Origin of the sequence: Kitasatospora sp. SUK 42, from assembly GCF_015776785.2 — a bacterium.
Lineage (GTDB): Bacteria > Actinomycetota > Actinomycetes > Streptomycetales > Streptomycetaceae > Kitasatospora.
In genome coordinates, this window is the sequence record NZ_LFMD02000007.1 from 562,040 (window position 1) to 577,783 (window position 15,744).

The 15,744-nt window shown below is 74.1% G+C and carries 12 protein-coding genes and 1 riboswitch; of the genes, 6 read left to right on the forward strand and 6 right to left on the reverse strand.

Annotation, left to right across the window (positions count from 1 at the left end):
* Window positions 1–54: 54 nt before the first annotated feature.
* The 3 genes from RZ50_RS24200 to RZ50_RS24210 are packed head-to-tail and all read right to left on the reverse strand — an operon-like array spanning window position 55 to window position 3,793.
* On the reverse strand, window positions 55–792 hold the full coding sequence (locus tag RZ50_RS24200; RefSeq protein ID WP_196947049.1) for a bifunctional 4-hydroxy-2-oxoglutarate aldolase/2-dehydro-3-deoxy-phosphogluconate aldolase: 738 nt from the start codon (window positions 790–792) through the stop codon (window positions 55–57).
* Complete coding sequence (locus RZ50_RS24205; RefSeq protein WP_196947050.1) at window positions 789–2,438, reverse strand: amidohydrolase family protein; 1,650 nt, start codon at window positions 2,436–2,438, stop codon at window positions 789–791. Before RZ50_RS24205 ends, RZ50_RS24200 begins: the two co-directional genes overlap by 4 nt.
* Window positions 2,438–3,793 (reverse strand): alanine racemase, encoded by a 1,356-nt coding sequence (locus RZ50_RS24210; protein ID WP_308272171.1) that lies wholly within the window; start codon window positions 3,791–3,793, stop codon window positions 2,438–2,440. Before RZ50_RS24210 ends, RZ50_RS24205 begins: the two co-directional genes overlap by 1 nt.
* Before the next feature lie 162 nt (window positions 3,794–3,955).
* On the opposite strand from RZ50_RS24210, the gene RZ50_RS24215 reads away from it, so the two are divergent.
* The 4 genes from RZ50_RS24215 (at window position 3,956) to RZ50_RS24230 (ending at window position 7,145) form a co-directional block, all read left to right on the forward strand.
* Window positions 3,956–5,080, forward strand: coding sequence for a sugar kinase (locus RZ50_RS24215; RefSeq protein WP_196947052.1), 1,125 nt, complete (start codon window positions 3,956–3,958; stop codon window positions 5,078–5,080).
* Window positions 5,081–5,111: 31 nt separating this feature from the next.
* Entirely contained in the window at window positions 5,112–5,861 is a 750-nt protein-coding gene (locus tag RZ50_RS24220) for an IclR family transcriptional regulator (RefSeq protein WP_196947053.1), read from the forward strand.
* 27 nt (window positions 5,862–5,888) lie between these two features.
* Window positions 5,889–6,296 carry a RidA family protein gene (locus tag RZ50_RS24225; protein ID WP_196947054.1) on the forward strand — a complete coding sequence of 136 codons (408 nt, stop codon included), beginning with the start codon at window positions 5,889–5,891 and terminating at the stop codon, window positions 6,294–6,296.
* Between the two features lie 129 nt (window positions 6,297–6,425).
* Window positions 6,426–7,145 (forward strand): DUF2470 domain-containing protein, encoded by a 720-nt coding sequence (locus RZ50_RS24230; protein WP_196947055.1) that lies wholly within the window; start codon window positions 6,426–6,428, stop codon window positions 7,143–7,145.
* On the opposite strand, the gene RZ50_RS24235 is transcribed toward RZ50_RS24230, so the two are convergent.
* Entirely contained in the window at window positions 7,146–8,690 is a 1,545-nt protein-coding gene (locus tag RZ50_RS24235; protein WP_196947056.1) for an APC family permease, read from the reverse strand.
* Between the two features lie 343 nt (window positions 8,691–9,033).
* The gene (locus tag RZ50_RS24240) at window positions 9,034–9,996 is read right to left on the reverse strand and encodes a LysM peptidoglycan-binding domain-containing M23 family metallopeptidase (protein WP_196947057.1); all 963 of its coding nucleotides are present in this window, start codon (window positions 9,994–9,996) and stop codon (window positions 9,034–9,036) included.
* 2 nt (window positions 9,997–9,998) lie between these two features.
* A riboswitch (cyclic di-AMP (ydaO/yuaA leader) is annotated at window positions 9,999–10,174 on the reverse strand.
* A gap of 316 nt (window positions 10,175–10,490) precedes the next feature.
* Between RZ50_RS24240 and RZ50_RS24245 the strand changes: the two genes are divergently transcribed.
* On the forward strand, window positions 10,491–12,026 hold the full coding sequence (locus RZ50_RS24245; protein ID WP_308272175.1) for an MFS transporter: 1,536 nt from the start codon (window positions 10,491–10,493) through the stop codon (window positions 12,024–12,026).
* A 7-nt stretch (window positions 12,027–12,033) separates the two neighbouring features.
* On the opposite strand, the gene purB is transcribed toward RZ50_RS24245, so the two are convergent.
* Window positions 12,034–13,464: an adenylosuccinate lyase gene (purB, locus tag RZ50_RS24250; RefSeq protein ID WP_196947059.1), complete on the reverse strand. Its 1,431-nt coding sequence runs from the start codon at window positions 13,462–13,464 to the stop codon at window positions 12,034–12,036.
* Between the two features lie 118 nt (window positions 13,465–13,582).
* On the opposite strand from purB, the gene RZ50_RS24255 reads away from it, so the two are divergent.
* Complete coding sequence (locus RZ50_RS24255; protein ID WP_196947060.1) at window positions 13,583–15,718, forward strand: AAA family ATPase; 2,136 nt, start codon at window positions 13,583–13,585, stop codon at window positions 15,716–15,718.
* Window positions 15,719–15,744: the final 26 nt, after the last annotated feature.

Consider the following 15,744-nt stretch of genomic DNA (forward strand, 5'->3'; position numbering starts at 1 on the left):
CCTCCCACCCCGCGCCCCCGCACCGCACCACCCCGGATGACCGAGGGCCCGCGCTCAGCGGGCCGGGGCCGCCGCACAGGCCTCCGTGAACACCCGGGCCCGCCGGGTGATCTCCGCCCAGTCCCCCGCCGCGACCACCTCCGGCGGCACCACGTCCGTCCCCGCGCAGACCGCGAGCGCGCCCTGCGCCAGGAACTCCGCCGCGTTGCCCGCGTTCACCCCGCCCGAGGCCACCAGCCGCACCTCCGGGTACGGGCCGCGCAGGTCCTTGAAGTACCCGGGGCCGAACGCCCGGGCCGGGAAGATCTTGACGGCGGCGGCCCCGAGGTCCACCGCCCGGGCCACCTCGGTCGGGGTGAGCGCCCCGAGCACCACCGGCACCCCGGCCGAGCGGCCCGCCTCCGCGACCTCGGGCCGGCAGCCGGGGGTGACCAGGAAGGAGGCCCCGGCGGCCATCCCGCGCTCGGCCTGCTCGGCGGTCAGCACCGTGCCGACCCCGACCCGCCACCCCGCCTTCGACGCCCGCTCCAGATGGCTCGTCACATCTGGTGTGGTGTAGGTGAATTCGGTGAGGTTGATGCCGCCCTCGGCGAGCGCGGCGCACAGCGCGGCGGCGTCCGGGATCCGGGGCGCACGGACGACCGCGATCACCGGCTCGTCGCTCAGGAAGGACTCCCCGCCCAGGAAGGAGCCGCCGCTCAGGAAGGACCCGCCACTCGGGGAGGACCCGCCACTCGGGAGGGCCCCCTCGCTCGGGAAGGGCTCGTCGTTCAGGAAGGAAGGATCAGTCATCGGGCCAGAGTTCCTCGATCGGTGCGGCGCAGGGCGCGCCCGGGCCGGGCGCCGGTGGTGCGACCCTGCCGGACGACGGCGGTGCCGTTGACGTACACGTGCTCGATCCCCTCGGCGGGCAGCCGGGGTTGCTCGAAGGTGGCGGCGTCCCGGACCCTCTGCGGGTCGAGGAGCACCAGGTCCGCGTGGTACCCGGCGGCGATCCTCCCGCGCCGGTGCAGCCCCAGCCGGGCGGCGGGCCGGCCGGTCATCCGGGCGACCGTCTCCTCCAGCGTCAGCACCCCCAACTCCCGGCTGTAGTGGCCGAGGTAGCGCGGGAAGGTACCCCAGGCACGCGGGTGCGGACGGGCGCCGACCAGCAGACCGTCGCTGCCGACGGTGTGCGCGCGGTGGCGCATGATCGCCCGGACGTTCTCCTCGTGCCCGACGTGCTGGAGGATCGTGGTGGCCAGCTCGTCACGGCGCAGCAGGTCGAGGAAGACCTCCGTCCCGCCGCGCCCCTGCTCGCCGGCGAGTTCGGCGACCGTCCGGCCGACCACCCCCACCAGGCCGTCGGACCGCACCCCGGAGATCTGGATCGTCGCCCAGTCGGTCACCACCCCGTGGCAGCCGTCACTGCCCTTCTCCTCCACCTCGTAGCGGATCCGCTCGCACTCCGCCGGGTCGGCGAGCCGGGCCAGGGTCGCGCCCGGGCCGCCCTCGGTGGCCCAACTCGGCAGCAGGGCCGCCAGGGTGGTGGATCCGGGCAGGTAGGGGTAGCTGTCCAGGGTGAGGTCGACGCCCTCGGCGAGCGCGCGGTCGACCAGTTCCAGCAGTGCGCCGGCCCGGCCCCGGTTGACGCCGAAGTTCATCGTGGCGTGGGTCAGGTGCAGGGCGCAGCCGGACCGCCGGGAGATCTCCACCATCTCCGCGTACCCCTCCAGCGCTCCCGCTCCGTACGAGCGCTGGTGCGGCGCGTGGAAGCCCCCGTAGGCCGCGACCACGGTGCACAGCTCGACCAGCTCGGCGGTGTCCGCGTACATCCCGGGGGTGTAGCTGAGGCCGCTGGACATGCCGACCGCGCCGTCGAGCAGGCTCTGCGCCAACACCTGCCGCATCCGGTCGAGTTCGGCCGGGGTGGGCGGCCGGTTGGCCCAGCCCATCGCGAGCATCCGCAGCGAGCCGTGCGGGACGAGGTAGCAGGCGTTGACGGCGACACCGGTGCGGTCGATCCGGTCCAGGTAGCCGGCGACGTCGCGCCAGTCCCAGTCGAAGTCCTCCGGATCGCCGTTCCAGCCCGCCAGTTGGCGGCGCAGGGCGGGCAGCGTGGTGTCGTCGACCGGGGCGTAGGACAGACCGTCCTGGCCGAGGACCTCGCAGGTGACGCCCTGGGTGACCTTGGCCGGGTGCTCGGGTTCGAGCAGCAGGGCGAGGTCGGAGTGGGCGTGCATGTCGATGAAGCCGGGGGCGAGGACCAGCCCGTCGGCGTCCACCGTGGTGGGGGCGTCCAGTCCGTGGCCGATTTCGGCGATCAGGCCGTCCGCGATCAGGACGTCCGCCCGGTAGCGTTCGGCGCCGGTGCCGTCGACGACCGTCGCGCCCTTGAAGACGGTTCTCCCGGCGGTTCGCTCCGCGGCTCTCTCCGCGGCTCTCTCCGAGTCCGTCATCAGAAGAACGTCCTGATCAGCCCGGTGACCTTCGGCTCGGCCGCGTCCGCGGAGTCGAGCACCGGGATCGCCGTCCACTTGTCGAAGGCCGTGCAGGGGTGGGAGACGCCGAGCCGCAGCACCGCGCCGATCGGCGCGAGGTCGCCCGCGTCGCGCAGGAAGGCGTGCTGGTCGTTGAGCGCGCTGATCCGGGCCGTCGTGCCGGTCAACTCGGCTCCGCCGCGTACCAGTTGCGGTTCGGGCAGGCCTTCGTCGAAGGGCAGGTCGCGCTTGCCCGCGTCCAGCAGCGCCAGTTGCGGCTCGGGCCGGGAGGCCACCCGGGCCCAGCCGTGCAGCGCGGCCCGCAGCGGCGTCGGCCCGCCGCCCCGGGCGAGCGGCGAGATGCCCCGGTAGAAGCCGTCGTCGTGGGCGATGTAGGCGCCCGAGCGCAGCACCACCAGCGCCTCCGGCAGTGCGGCCAACTCCTCGGCCACCAGGTCGAAGTAGGCGCTGCCTCCGGCCGAGACCACCGGCCGGGCGTCACCCGGGTAGGCGCCGGCCAGCCGCCCGTGGAGCTCGCCGAGCTCGCGGAGGTAGCCGCGCACGGCGGCCAGCCCCTCGGCGCTGGCGTCGTGCGCGAGCGCGCCCTCGTACCCTCCGACGCCGGCCAGCCGCAGGGTGGGCGCACGCAGCACGGCGGCGGCGACCTCGACGGCCGCGTCCACGCCGCGCACGCCGGTGCGTCCGCCCGGTCCGCCGAGTTCGACGAGCACTTCGATCGGCCGCTCGGCCCCGGCGGCGCGCAGCGCCTCGTCCATCAGCCGGACGCCCTCGGTGGAGTCGGTCCAGCAGAGGAAGGCGAAGCCCGGGTCGGCGGCGAGCTCGGCGGCGAGCCAGGCCAGCCCGGCCGGGTCGAGCAGGGTGTTGGCGAGCAGGATCCGCTGCACCCCGAAGGCGCGGGCGACCCGCACCTGCGGCAGGTTGGCCAGGGTGATGCCATGGCTGCCGGCGGCGAGCTGGGCCTGCCAGAGGGCGGGCGCCATGGTGGTCTTGCCGTGCGGGGCGAGCGCGACGCCCGCCTCGGCGCACCAGCTCGCCATGGTGCGGACGTTGTGGTCGAGCGCGGCGGCGTCGAGGGTGAGCAGCGGGGTGCCGAGCGAGGAGAGGGTGGGTCCGGTGGCGAGCCAGTCGCGGACGGTGCGCCCCCAACTCTCCGGCGGCGCGGCCTTGAACCGCCAGTCGAGCGTCTCCTCGGCCAGGGCGGCCACCGCGCCCTCGGCGATGCCCGGCCCGGAGGCGCTGTTCGCGAAGGCTCCGCCACTGTCGAAGGCGCTGCCGCCCGGGAGGGCACCACCGCTCGGGAAGGTCTGCTCCACCGTCTTCCTCCATCCGCCATGTTGCAACATGTGCAACGAGGGTTGCACATGCTGGCAACACGGTTCTAGCATCGGCGCCGGATCAAGGTCAACGGAACCGACTGACGGTCAGGACCGGCCGACCGCCCACCGCGGAACGGCCGCAGACGAGGAGCCCAGCAGATGCCGCGACAGGACACCCCGGTCTCGACCCCACCCGGCCCTCCCCCGACGGCCGTGTGCGTGGGCGAGTCGATGGCCGTCCTGCTCCCGGACCGCCCGGGTCCGCTGGAGGCGGTGGAGAGCTTCCGGCTGTCCGTCGGCGGAGCGGAGTCCAACGTGGCCGGGGCGCTGGCCGCACTCGGCGTGCCGACCGCCTGGATCAGCCGGGTCGGCGACGACGGCTTCGGCCGCCGCCTGCTCGCCGAGGTCGCCGCCCGCGGCGTGGACGTCTCCGCCGTCGCCGTCGACCCGCACCGCCCGACCGGCCTCTACCTCAAGGAGGTCGGCGGCGCCTCCGGCCACCGGTACGACCTCGGCCCCGGCCGCAGCCGGCTGCACTACCACCGCCGGGGCTCCGCGGCCGCCGCCCTCTCCCCGGCCCTGCTCACCGACCCGGCCGCCGCCCGGCTGCTGGCCGGCGCCCGCCTGCTGCACCTGTCCGGCATCACCGCCGCGCTCTCCGACGACTGCCTGGCCCTGCTGCGCGCCCTGCTCGCCGACCGCCGCCCGGGCCGGCAGGTCAGCTTCGACCTCAACTGGCGCCCCGCGCTCTGGCGGGACCGCGACCCGGCCGTGCTGCCGCCGCTGCTGGACGCCGCCGACGTGCTGCTGCTCGGCTCCGACGAGGCGCAGGACGCCTTCGGCACCGGGGAGCCCGCCGCGCTGCGCCGCCGCTTCCCCGGCCCCGCCACCGTGGTGGTCAAGGACGCCGCCCGGGTGGTCACCGCCCTGGAGCGGGACGGCACGGAGGTCGCCGAACCGGCGCTCGCCGTCGAGGTGGTGGAGGCGACCGGCGCGGGCGACGCCTTCGCGGCCGGCTACCTGGCCGGCACCCTCCACGGCCTGGACCAGCGCCGCCGGCTGAGACTCGGCCACCTGAGCGCCGCCTGCGCACTGACGGCCCACGGCGACCAGGCCGAGCTGCCGCCCAGGCCCGTGCTGGCCGCCCTGCTCGACGCCTCCGCCGCCGACTGGGCCGCCACCCGGGTCAGCGCCGAGGGCATCGTCTCCCCGGCCCTGCCGACCGACCACGCACTGCCGACCGACCAGGCCCGGGCAGGGGCCGATCGGTCCCGGGCACAATGAGCAGGAACCCCAGCCCTCGAAGCGGAGCACGATGAGCCAGACCGTCACCCGCGCCCTGCGCATCCTCACCGAGCTCGGTGAGGGCGAGCGTTCCCTCGACCAACTGGCCGAGGTGCTCGGCGTCCACAAGACCACCGTGCTCCGACTGCTCCAGAGCCTTGAGGAGGAACGGTTCGTCTACCGCGACGCGGCCTACCGCTACCACCTCGGCGCGGGCCTGTTCGCCCTCTCCGGCCTCGCCCTGGAGCAGCGCGGCGTCCGCCGGATCGCCGCCCCGCACCTCGCCGAGCTGAACTCCGCCACCGGCCAGACCGTGCACCTGGCCGCGTACGAGGGCGGCGAGGTGGTGTACATCGACAAGTTCGACTCCCGCCACCCGGTCCGGATGTACTCGCGGATCGGCCTGCGCGCCGCCCTGCACAGCGCCGCCGTCTCCAAGGTGCTGCTGGCCGACCTGCCGCTGCCCGAGCGCCGCCGGGTGGTGGCCGGGATCGACTTCACCCCGCACACCGAGCGCACCCTCACCTCCCCCGAGGCGTTGCTGGCCGAGCTGGAGAAGGTCGCCGTCCAGGGCTGGGCGCAGGACCACGCCGAGCACGAGGCCTTCATCAACTGCGTCGCCGCGCCGATCCGGGACGCCAGCGGCCGGGTCGTCGCCGCCGCCTCCATCTCGGTGCCCGACGTCGTCCTCCCCTACGAACAGGTGCTGGACCTCCTCCCGCAGCTGCTCGCCACCACCCGCGCCGTCTCGGCCGACTGCGGCCGCCCCGACCACATCTGACGAACCGTCAACCCGTAAGGAACACCGATGTCCGACAAGACCGAGATCCGCACCGACGGCGCCCCCGCCCCCGCGTGGATGTTCTCCCAGGGCGTCCGCAAGGGCCCGATCCTGCAGGTCTCCGGCCAGGGCCCGCAGGACCCGGCGACCGGCGAGTACCTCCACCACGGCGACGTGAAGGCCCAGACCCGCCGCACCCTGGAGAACGTCAAGGCGATCATCGAGGCGGGCGGCGCCACCGTCGAGGACGTGGTGATGTTCCGCGTCTACCTCACCAAGCGCGCCGACTTCCCGCTGATGAACGAGGTCTACGCCGAGTTCATCGAGGAGAACATCAAGCCCGGCGGCGTGAAGCCCTGCCGCACCACCATCTTCGTCGAACTCCCCCAGGAGCCCATGCTGGTGGAGATCGACGCCCAGGCCGTCGTCGCCTGACACCCCCGCGAGGCACCGAAGGGCCCGGACGTCCCGCGCGTCCGGGCCCTCGGCATGCCGCCGCGTCCGCTTGCCACACCCGTGAACGGATATTAGGTTAGGCTCACCTAACTAACAGGAGGTCCGTTCATGACCGAGCCCACCGGCGACGCCGAGGCGCCCGAGCCCACCACCGCGGAACGGGTGTGCAGCCTGCTCGACGCGACCTCCTCGCTCACCGTCCGCGCCCTCGGCGAGCACCACGACCTGGACACCCCGGTCTCCGTGCACGGCTCCCGGCTGCGGCTGCGCGCCCCGCTGGACGCCCCGCTCACCACGGTCGCCGCCGGTGCCGGCGAGGGACTCGCCGTCGTCCTCGACGTCACCGACGTCTCCCCCGTCGCCGTCCGCGACCGCGTCCGCGCCCGCCTCACCGTGGCCGGCCGGCTGCACCTGGTCCACCTCGCCGACGACGGCCTCAGCGTCCACCTGCGCGTGGACGTCGCCCACGCCGTCCTCGCCACCCCGTACGGCACCGGCGCCCTCACCGCCGCCGACCTCGCCCTGGCCGCCCCCGACCCGCTGGCCCGCCAGGAGGCCGCGCTGCTCACCCACCTCGCCGACGACCACGCCGACGCGCTCCACGCCCTCACCCGCCTGCTCGACCCGGCCCTGCTCGCCGGGCACCCCCACGTCCGCCCGCTCGCCCTGGACCGCCACGGCCTGGTGCTGCGGCTGGACCACCCGCACGGCCACCGCGACGTCCGCCTGGTCTTCCCCGAACCCGCCGCCGACGCCGACGACTTCGGCCACCGGATGCACGACCTGCTCACCGCCGCCCGGTACGGGCTGCCGACTCACCGGAGCTGATCAGCGCTCGGCGGCGTCCTCCAGCACGATCCGCCCCATCCGCTCGTACGCCTCCGGCCGGCACCACCGCATGACCAGGGCCATCGCCACCCCGCCCAGGAACACCCCGATCACCAGGTACGGGATCAGCCGGAACAGCACCGTCCCCGCCGCGGCCCCGGCCGCCGTGTCCCGGTTGACCACCAGCAGCGCCACCACCCCGCCCATCGCCACCCCGCCCACCAGCGGCGCGAGCAGCGTGCGGCACCAGTGCGCGGTCTCCGGGTGCCGGCCCTGCACGTGGAAGTACCCGACCACGGCGAAGGAGCAGAGCGTCTGCACGATCAGGATCGCCATCGTCCCCAACAGCGCCAGCAGCGTGTACAGATGGACGTACGGATCCATCCCCGCCGCCAGGAAGGACAGCACCAGCACCGCCGCGATCACCGACTGCGCCACCGAGGCGACGTGCGGCGAACCGTACCGCGGGTGGGTGCGCCCGAGCGCCGGGTGCAGGAACCCCTCCCGCCCGATCGCGTACAGGTACCGTGCGGCGCACTGGTGGAAGGCCATCGCGCAGGCGAAGGACCCGGTGACGACCAGCCAGCGGAACACCGTCACCGCCCACGCCCCCAGGTGCGCGCCCAGCGGGTCGAAGAACAGGCTGTTCCCGTCCTTGCCCGGCACCGCCCCGCCCGCCACCGCGATCGCGCGCTCGGCCCCGTTGCCGGACACGATCATCCAGGACACGAAGACGTAGAACAGCCCGATCCCGACCACCGACACCAGGGTCGCCCGCGGCACCACCCGCTTCGGGTCCCGCGACTCCTCCCCGTACATCGCGGTCGACTCGAAGCCCACCCAGGACCAGAACGCGAAGAACAGCCCGAGACCGGCCGCCTCGACGCCGGAACCCCCCACGCCCTTCAGCGCGTTCAGCGGATTCACCGCCTCGCCCGCGATCCCGTCCGGCCCGCCGCCGGAGGCCAGCACGGCCAGCGAGACCGCGCCCAGCACCCCGATCTCCAGCACCAGCGCCACCCCGAGCACCTTCGCCGTCAGGTGCAGGTCGAACCAGGCCATCACCCCGATCACCGCCACCCCGAACAGCGCGTACCAGCCCCACCCGAGGTCCACCCCCAGCTGCGCGCGGACCAGCCCGCGCAGCGAGTAGGCGAAGAAGCCGATGACCGAGGCCTCGAAGACGATGTACGCCATCACCGCGAGCAGCCCCGAGGCCATCCCGGCGACCCGGCCCAGCCCGTGCGAGATGTACCCGTAGAACGCCCCGGCCGCCGTGATGTGCCGGGCCATCGCCACGTACCCGACCGAGAACACCGTGAGCACCACGGTCGCCAGCGCGTACGCGGCGGGCGCGCCGACCCCGTTGCCCTGCCCGACGATGATCGGCAGGTTGCCGGTCATCGCGGTGATCGGGGCCGCGGTGGCGATCGCCATGAACACCACGCCCACCAGGCCGACCGAACCGGCCTTCAGCCGCTCCACCCCGCCCGGCGCGGTCCGCGCCCCGGACGCCTCCCCGGCGTCCCCGCTCCGGACGGCCATCCGGCCTCCTCGTCTGCCCGGTCCTCCCGCCCGACCGGATCCGGCCGGGCGCCGACTGCCCGACAGCATCGCGCACCGATCGCCTGCCCGGAGAACCGTCGATCTCCCATCCGGGCAGCGGAGTTGACGCCGCGTTCGACCAGTCGAACGCGGCGGAGCCGGGAACGGAAAGCGGCCGGCCCGGCTTCCCGAGAGAGTTCTCGCGAAGCCGGGCCGGCCGTGGGCGTGTCCCTCGCCCATGTCCACCGGTGCGGCGATCACCCGGTCGAGCGGTCACCCGACATGACCATCCCGGGCGGTCGATTCGCCCCGCACCAGCGGTGGTTCCGAAAGACCACGTGGGTCAGAGCGCGACGCCGTGCGCGCGCAGGTAGGCGACCGGGTTGATGTCCGAGCCGTACTCCGAGCCGTTGCGGATCTCGAAGTGCAGGTGCGGGCCGGTCACGTTGCCGGTGGCGCCGGAGAGGCCGATCTGCTGGCCGGCGGTGACGGCCTGACCGATCCTCACACCGATCGAGGAGAGGTGCGCGTACTCGGCGTAGTGGCCGTCGGCGAGCTTGATCTCGACCTGGTTGCCGTAGGCGCCGCCGTTGCCGGCCTTCACCACGACGCCGCTGGCGACCGCGCGCAGCGGGGTGCCGGTGGGGACGACGAAGTCCTGGCCGGTGTGGTGGCCGGAGGCCCACATCGAGCCGGCCACGCCGTAGGCGGTGCCCAGCTTCGGGTTGGCCACCGGGGCGACGAAGGCGGCGGAGGCGGCGACCGGAACGGCGGTGACGGCCTGGGCCGGGGCGACGTTCTGGACCTGGACCTCCAGCTGGGCGCCCGGCTTGGCGTTCTCGGTCCGGACGTTCAGCTGGGCGTCCGCGGCGGCGGAGGCGTCCTGGGTGGCCGGAGCCGCAGGCTTGGCCGGGGCGGGCTTCGCCGGAGCCGCGGGCTTGGCGGGCGCGGCCGGAGCGGCGGCGTGACCGGCGATGGCCAGCTGCTGGCCCGGGAAGATCAGGTTCGGGTCGGCGCCGACCACCGAGCGGTTCTGCTCGTACAGCGCGTGCCAGCCGCCCTCGACCTGCTTGGTCTCGGCGATCTGGGACAGCGTGTCGCCGCTGACGACGCGGTAGCCCTCGGGGGCCTTGGCGTCCGAGGAGGCCGGAGCGGAGGCGGCAGCGGCCGGGGCCGCCGGAGCGGTGTAGGCCTGGGCGCTCAGGGTGGTCACCAGCGGCAGTGCGAAGGAGACGCCGGTGACGGCGGTGGCGATGCCGATGCGGGCGGCACGGGGCAGGACGATACGACGAGCCTGTGCAGGCATGGAATTTTCCTCTCCCACGCCTACGAGGTGAGCTGTCGGGTTCGGGCTGGAGTTGCCCGGCCGCATGCGCGGCTTCACCCCTAGCCGGTCCTGGACGTTCACGCTCGAAAGCGCGAACTCCGGTCCGGCGACTTACCTGTGGGTCCCCCGCTCCTGCCGCGCAGAGCTCAGTTCGAACCACCGGGCAGCGGCAGGACTCGGCGTTCCACCCGGTGGACCCGTCCGGGCTGGCCGGTCGGTCGCTGAACTAAAACCCATCCATTCGGGTGAAGCAATGTCGATCTATCGATCCGGGGAACAGCACCGTCGGCACGGTCACCCTCCGGATGAGCGGCAACACCATACGTACACAACCCATTCACCCCGAGCCACTGATCCACGACCCTGCGCCGAAGTCCGCACCCCTGTGCGACGGGCTGTTCACTCACCGCCCACCACCGACACACCGCGCGGTGACCCTTGTCACGTGGGCCCCCGGGGCGCAGGATCGGGCCGTGGCCACCTCCGCGGCCGGCACCCTGCGCCTGGGCACCGCGCAGGGGCGCTGGGTACTCCTGGCAACGGTGCTCGGTTCCAGCATGGCGATGCTCGACAGCACCGTGGTGAACGTCGCCCTGCCCCGAATCGGCGAGGACCTCGGCGCCTCCCTCGCGTCCCTCCAGTGGACGCTGAACGCCTATCTGCTCACCCTTGCGGGCCTGATCCTGCTCGGCGGCGCGCTCGGCGACCGCTACGGGCGGCGCCGGATCTTCCTGATCGGCGTGGTCTGGTTCGCCATCGCCTCCGCGGCCTGCGCGGCCGCCCCGACCATCCACGTGCTGGTCGCCGCCCGCGCCGTCCAGGGGATCGGCGGAGCGCTGCTCACCCCGGGCTCGCTCGCCATCCTCCAGGCCGTCTTCCACCCTGACGACCGCTCGGCGGCGGTCGGCCTCTGGTCCGGCCTCGGCGGGGTGTCCACGGCCATCGGCCCCTTCCTCGGCGGCTGGCTGGTGGACGGCCCCGGCTGGCGCTGGATCTTCCTGCTGAACCTGCCGCTGGCCGCCGCCGTGATCGCGGTGGCCTCCCGGTTCGTCCCGGAGAGCCGGGACGAGTCCGCCTCCGGTCGCTTCGACGTGCCCGGCGCCCTGCTCGCCGCGCTCGCCCTCGGCACGATCACCTACGCGCTCACCGCCGCCGGGGAGGGCCTGTCCCCCGCCGTCTGGGTCACCGGCGTGCTCAGCCTGGTGCTCGGCGCCGCCTTCGTCGCCGTGGAACGCCGGGCGCCCGAGCCGATGCTGCCGCTCGGCCTGTTCTCCTCCCGGCTGTTCAGCGCGGTGAACGCCGTCACCCTCTGCGTCTACGCCGCCTTCAGCGGGGTGTTCTTCCTGCTGGTGGTGCAGCTGCAGATCGTCTCCGGCTTCTCGCCCCTGGTCTCGGGCCTCGCCCTGGTGCCGATCACCGTGCTGATGCTGGCCCTGTCCGCGCGCGCCGGGCGCCTCGGCAAGCGGATCGGCCCACGCATCCCGCTCACCGTGGGCCCGATGCTGTGCGCCGTCGGGGTGCTGCTGTTGCTGCGCACCGGCCCCGGCTCCTCCTACTGGATGGACGTGCTGCCCGCCGTCACGGTGATGGGCTGCGGAATGACGCTGCTGGTCGCACCGCTGACCGCGACGGTGCTGGCCGCCGTCGAGGTGCGGCACGCGGGCATCGCCAGCGGGGTCAACAACGCCGCCGCCCGCGCGGCCAGCCTGCTCGCGGTGGCTGCGCTCCCGGCGCTGGCCGGGCTGAGCGGCGACGCCTACCGGGTGCCCTCCGCGGTGGACTCCGCCTTCCACACCGCGATGCTGATCTGCGCGGGCCTGCTGGTGGCCGGTGGGCTGGTCGCCTTCGCCACCGTACGGGGCAACGTGCTCGCGCCCGACGACCACCCGGTCGCCGAGCCGGACTGCGAGTGGAGCTGCGGCACCACCCCGCCTCTCGACCCGGGGCACGTGCACACGCACGAGGGCCCCGCCACCGGAACGGCGGCAGGACCCTCGCCCAAGAGCTGACGGATCGTCAGAGGATGTCGCCCGGGGCGTACTTGGCCGCCTCCGGGTAGGCCGCCGCGACGGCCTCCACCTGACGGACGACCTCGGCGACCTGCGCCCCGGCCGCACCGGTGAAGGACAGCCTGTCGGCCAGCAGGGCGTCCAGCGCGGCCCGGTCCAGCGGGATCCGCCCGTCGGCGGCCAGCCGGTCCAGCAGCTCGTTCTCCCGGGCACCGGCGCGCATCGCCAGCGCGGAGGCGACGGCGTGCTCCTTGATGACCTCGTGCCCGGTCTCCCGGCCGACACCCGCGCGCACCGCGCCCATCAGCACCTTGGTGGTGGCCAGGAACGGCAGGTAGCGGTCCAGCTCGGCCTCGATCACGGCGGGGAAGGCGCCGAACTCGTCGAGGACGGTCAGGAAGGTCTCCAGCAGGCCGTCGAAGGCGAAGAAGGCGTCCGGCAGCGCGACCCTGCGCACCACGGAGCAGGAGACGTCGCCCTCGTTCCACTGGTCGCCGGCCAGCTCGCCGGTCATCGAGGCGTAGCCGCGCAGGATCACGGCGAGGCCGTTGACGCGCTCGCAGGAGCGGGTGTTCATCTTGTGCGGCATCGCGGAGGAGCCGACCTGGCCCTCCTTGAAGCCCTCCGTCACCAGCTCGTGGCCGGCCATCAGGCGGATGGTCTTGGCCAGGCTGGACGGCGCGGCGGCCAGCTGGACGAGGGCGGTGAGCACCTCGAAGTCCAGCGAGCGCGGGTAGACCTGGCCGACGCTGGTCAGCACGTGGTCGAAGCCGAGGTGCCCGGCGACCCGGCGCTCCAGCTCGGCCAGCTTCTCGGTGTCGCCACCCAGCAGGTCCAGCATGTCCTGGGCGGTGCCGACCGGGCCCTTGATCCCGCGCAGCGGGTAGCGGGCGATCAGCTCCTCCAGGCGGCGGAAGGCGACCAGCAGCTCGTCGGCGATCGACGCGAAGCGCTTGCCGAGGGTGGTGGCCTGCGCGGCCACGTTGTGCGAGCGGCCGGCCATGACCAGCTCGGAGTGCTGGGCGGCGAGCCTGGCCAGGCGCACCAGCACGGCCACCGTGCGGTCCCGCACGTGCTCCAGGGACTGGCGGATCTGCAGCTGCTCGACGTTCTCGGTCAGATCCCGGGAGGTCATGCCCTTGTGGATCTGCTCGTGGCCGGCGAGCTCGCTGAACTCCTCGATCCGGGCCTTCACGTCGTGGCGGGTGATCCGCTCACGGGCGGCGATCGAGCCGAGGTCGACCTGGTCGATCACCCGCTCGTAGTCGGCGACGGCGTTCGCCGGCACCTCGACGCCGAGGTCCTGCTGGGCCTTCAGGACGGCCAGCCACAGGTGGCGCTCAAGGACCACCTTGTGCTCGGGGGACCACAGCTGGGCCAGGGTCGCCGAGGCGTACCGGGAGGCCAGGACATTGGGGATCTGGGGCTTCGCGCTCACGCTTCGCAAGGGTAACAGCCGAGGTCACGCCGGACGTCGGCGGATGGGGTAGGCTGGGTCAATTGAGCGCCCTTCAGATGACGCGTCGTAGCCTTCTCACCGCAAGGATACCACATCAATGAACGGACTTCCAGTCACCGCACCGGACCCCGGCGATGCCCTCGCCGACGCCCTGCGCACCGAGCAGGCCCGCCTCACCCTGCTCTACGCCCGGCTGGACACCCTCCGCGAACAGGCCCGCCGCACCGCCGACGGCGCCCACGACGGGGCCGCGGCCGGCGGCACCCACCAGGCCCGGCTGGAGCGCGAGGTACGCGCCCGCGAGGCCGCCCGGCACGCCGCCCGACTCGACGCCGTGGAACGCGGCCTGTGCTTCGGCCGCCTGGACGAACGCGACGGCACCGCCCACTACATCGGCCGCACCGGCCTCACCGACGACACGTACGAACCGCTGCTGCTCGACTGGCGGGCTCCCGCCGCCCGCCCGTTCTACACCGCCACCCCCGCCCACCCCGGCACCGCGGTGCGCCGCCGCCACCTGCACACCGAGGGCCGCACCCTCACCGGGCTGGACGACGAGGCCCTCGACCTCGCCGGACTGGACGAGTCCGACCGCCGCGCCCTGGTCGGCGAGGCCGCCCTGCTCGCCGCGCTCGACCGCGACCGCACTGGCCGGATGGCCACCGCGGTCGCCACCATCCAGACCGAACAGGACCGGGTGATCCGCGCCCCACTGCCCGGCGCCCTGGTCGTCCAGGGCGGCCCCGGCACCGGCAAGACACTGGCCGCGCTGCACCGGGCCGCCTACCTGCTGTTCACCCACCGCGCCGCGCTGGAACGCCGCGGCATCCTGGTCATCGGCCCCAACGCCGGCTTCCTGCGGTACATCGAGGAGGTGCTGCCCGCCCTCGGCGAGACCGAGGTGGTGCTGCGGACCGTCGGCGAACTCCTCCCCGGCATCACCACGACCCGCACCGACGCGCCCGCCACCGCCGTCGCCAAGGGCGGCCCCTGGATGGCGGACGTCCTCCGGCGCGCCGTCGCCGCCCACCAGTCGGCCCCGGCCGGCGGCCTGGACCTGGGCGAGGGGCTGCGCGTCTCCGCCCGCGCCTGCGCCGAGGCCCGCGACGCCGCCCGCGGCCTGCGGGTGCCGCACAACCGGGCCCGCGCCTTCTACCTGCGCACCCTGCTGGACGCCCTCGCCATCGCCCAGGCTCTCACCCTCGGCCGTCCGTACGACGAGGAGGAGGCGCACTACGCCCCGCGCGAGCTGTGGGCCCGGGAGGAGGTCCGCGCCGCGCTCGACCCGCTCTGGCCGGCCCTCACCCCGCAGCGGCTGCTCGAACGGCTGCTCACCGACCGGGAGTTGCTCACCGAGGCCGCACCCGAGCACGCAACCGACCTGCTCCGCCCGCCCGGCTCCCCCTGGACGGTCGAGGACGTCCCGCTGCTCGACGAGGCCGCCGAACTCCTCGGAGCCGTCGACCCGGATGCCGATACCCAGAGCGATCACGATGCGGACGAACTCGCCTTCGCCCAGGGCGTGTTGACCATCACCGGCCAGACCGGTGACGCCCTGCTGGACGCCGCCGCGCTGGCCGAACGCTTCCGGGACGACGGCCCGTACCGCTCCACCGCCGAACGCGCCGGGGCCGACCGCACCTGGGCGTACGGCCACGTGGTGGTGGACGAGGCGCAGGAGCTCTCCGCGATGGCCTGGCGCGCCGTACTGCGCCGCGTCCCGACCAGCTCGCTCACCATCGTCGGCGACCTCGCCCAGACCGGATCGCCCGCCGGAGCCCGCAGCTGGGCCGAGATGCTCGACCCGCACCTGCCCGGCCGCTGGCGCGAGGAACGGCTCACCGTCAACTACCGCACGCCCGCACCGATCATGGCCCTCGCCGCCGCCGTGCTGCGCACCGCCGCACCCGGCCAGCAGCCGCCCGAGTCCATCCGCCCAGGAGCCGAGCCGCCGGGGGCCGTGCCCGTACCGGACCACGACTTCGCCGCCGCACTGGCCGAACTGCCCACCGCTGTCGGCACCCTGGGCGTGATCGCCCCGGACGCACTGGCGCCGGGGCTGGGCGCGCTGACCGTCACGGCGGCCAAGGGTCTGGAGTTCGACCACGTCGTGGTGGTCGAACCCGCCGCCCTCAGCCCACGGGAGCGCTACGTCGCGCTCACCCGCGCCACCCGCACGCTCACCCTGCTCCACCACCGGCCGCTGCCGCCGGAAATCGCCGAGGCGCTCTGACCCCGGGCGGAGGACGGACGGACCGG

Bases quoted from the DNA above. Each gene is read 5' to 3' on its own strand.
- RZ50_RS24200 (WP_196947049.1), bottom strand. From the start codon at position 792: ATGACTGATCCTTCCTTCCTGAACGACGAGCCCTTCCCGAGCGAGGGG.
- RZ50_RS24230 (WP_196947055.1), top strand. From the start codon at position 6,426: ATGACCGAGCCCACCGGCGACGCCGAGGCGCCCGAGCCCACCACCGCG.
- RZ50_RS24205 (WP_196947050.1), bottom strand. From the start codon at position 2,438: ATGACGGACTCGGAGAGAGCCGCGGAGAGAGCCGCGGAGCGAACCGCC.
- RZ50_RS24225 (WP_196947054.1), top strand. From the start codon at position 5,889: ATGTCCGACAAGACCGAGATCCGCACCGACGGCGCCCCCGCCCCCGCG.
- RZ50_RS24235 (WP_196947056.1), bottom strand. From the start codon at position 8,690: ATGGCCGTCCGGAGCGGGGACGCCGGGGAGGCGTCCGGGGCGCGGACC.
- RZ50_RS24240 (WP_196947057.1), bottom strand. From the start codon at position 9,996: ATGCCTGCACAGGCTCGTCGTATCGTCCTGCCCCGTGCCGCCCGCATC.
- RZ50_RS24215 (WP_196947052.1), top strand. From the start codon at position 3,956: ATGCCGCGACAGGACACCCCGGTCTCGACCCCACCCGGCCCTCCCCCG.
- RZ50_RS24255 (WP_196947060.1), top strand. From the start codon at position 13,583: ATGAACGGACTTCCAGTCACCGCACCGGACCCCGGCGATGCCCTCGCC.
- RZ50_RS24220 (WP_196947053.1), top strand. From the start codon at position 5,112: ATGAGCCAGACCGTCACCCGCGCCCTGCGCATCCTCACCGAGCTCGGT.